This is a genomic window from Rhizobacter sp. P2_H2, from assembly GCF_056403375.1.
The window spans coordinates 1-1,737 of record NZ_JBFUFP010001101.1; the positions used below are offsets into that span (position 1 = coordinate 1).

Genomic DNA, 1,737 nt, shown 5'->3' on the forward strand with positions numbered 1-1,737 from the left:
CCCCTACTACGAGTTCAAGGCGGCCGGCGCCGACATCGTGCTGGCCTCGCCCCAAGGCGGCCAGCCGCCGCTGGATCCCAAGAGCAACACCGAAGCGTTCCGCACCGACGCGACCCGGCGATTCGAGGCGGACGCCTACGCCATGGCCGCGCTGGCAAGCACGGTGCCATTGGCCGAGGTCACGCACGAAGGATTCGATGCGGTGTTCTATCCCGGTGGGCACGGCCCGCTGTGGGACCTGGCCGAAGACCCGAACTCGGTCAAGCTGATCGAGACCACCTTGCAGGCCGGCAAGCCGGTGGCTTTGGTGTGCCATGCGCCGGGTGCCCTTCGCCACGCCAGGCGTGCGGACGGCCAGCCGCTGGTGAACGGCCTGAAGGTCACTGGCTTCACCAATTCCGAGGAAGCCGCGGTGGAGTTGACCGACGTGGTGCCATTCCTCGTGGAGGACGAGCTCAAGCGTCTTGGCGGTCGCTTCGACCGGGCGGCCGACTGGCAGTCCTTCGTGGTGCAGGACGGCCTCCTGATCACCGGCCAGAACCCGGCCTCGTCCGCGGAGGCGGCGACGCGTGTGATGGCGCAGCTGGCGCGCTGAACGATGTTGGCGCGAATCCGCGCGAGGCGCGCCGCATCCCTTTCCTGAACCCCGGCTGCGCGCTCCGCGAGCAGCGCAGACGGATTCCATTCACCCAGGGTAGTCCATGCCGAATCTTGTGAAAACGCTGCCCCTCGCGGATGCGAGGGCCATGGTCGCCGCCGCGGAGGCCCATGCGGCCGGGCTGGCCATCAACAAGGCCTTCACGGCCGCGATGTCCGGCAAGAGCGGCAAGCCGTCGATCGAGCCCGCGATGTCGCACCGCGCACAGAGCGCCGATATCCCCGCCGCGAAGGACAACTCCGGGCTGACCCTGGCCGCCGGTATCGCCTGCATCGTGCTGGTCGCCATCGACCTGCGCCCGGCCATCGTGTCGGTGGGGCCGCTGCTCGGACAGATCCGTGGCGACTTCGGAATCTCCAACGCGCAGGCCTCTCTGTTGACCGCGATCCCCAACCTCCTCATGGGCATGCTGGCTTTGCCCGCGCCGTGGCTGGCCCGGCGATTCGGCAGGGATCGCGTCATCCTGGCCGCACTCGCCGTGCTGAGCATCGCCACGCTGCTCAGGGCCTTCGTCCAAACGACGACGCAACTGCTGGTCACCACGGCAGGCGTGGGTGCAGGTATCGCGGTCGCCGGCGCCCTGATCTCGGGCTTCGTCAAGGCCCGCTTTCCGCGGCATGTTCCGTTGCTGATGGGTCTGTACGCAATGTCGATCGGCCTGGGCAGCACGCTGGCCGCAGCCGCGACCGCGCCCCTCGCAGCTATTGGCGGGTGGCGACTCGGAACGGGCGCTTGGGCGCTACCGGGGCTGACCGCCATCGCAGCGTGGTGGGTCGTGTCCCGATCCGAGGGAATCGGGCTGGCTCCTGTCTCAGCGGTTGCCGGAGCGCATCGCCATCCCCTGGGCTCGGCAAGCGCCTGGCTGGCGGCAGCCTACTTCGCGACCAACAACTTCCTGTTCTTCGGCTTCCTGTCCTGGATTGCGCCGATGTATCGGGAACTCGGTGCGACGCAAGCGTACGCAGGGATGCTGCTCGCCAGCTTCACGATGGCGTTCATGTTGTCCAACCCGCTGCCGGCATTGCTTTCCAGGCGCGAGGATCGCCGATGGTTGATCGGACTGTTCGCCAGCATCGCTC

2 protein-coding genes are annotated in these 1,737 nt (G+C 67.9%); both read left to right on the forward strand.

The window, feature by feature from the left end; all coding sequences use genetic code 11:
- On the forward strand, positions 1-595 hold a 595-nt coding region (locus AC1D15_RS30450), incomplete at its 5' end, for a type 1 glutamine amidotransferase domain-containing protein (protein WP_477828968.1).
- A gap of 106 nt (positions 596-701) precedes the next feature.
- Positions 702-1,737: MFS transporter (locus AC1D15_RS30455; protein ID WP_477828969.1), on the forward strand; the 1,036-nt coding region annotated here is incomplete at its 3' end.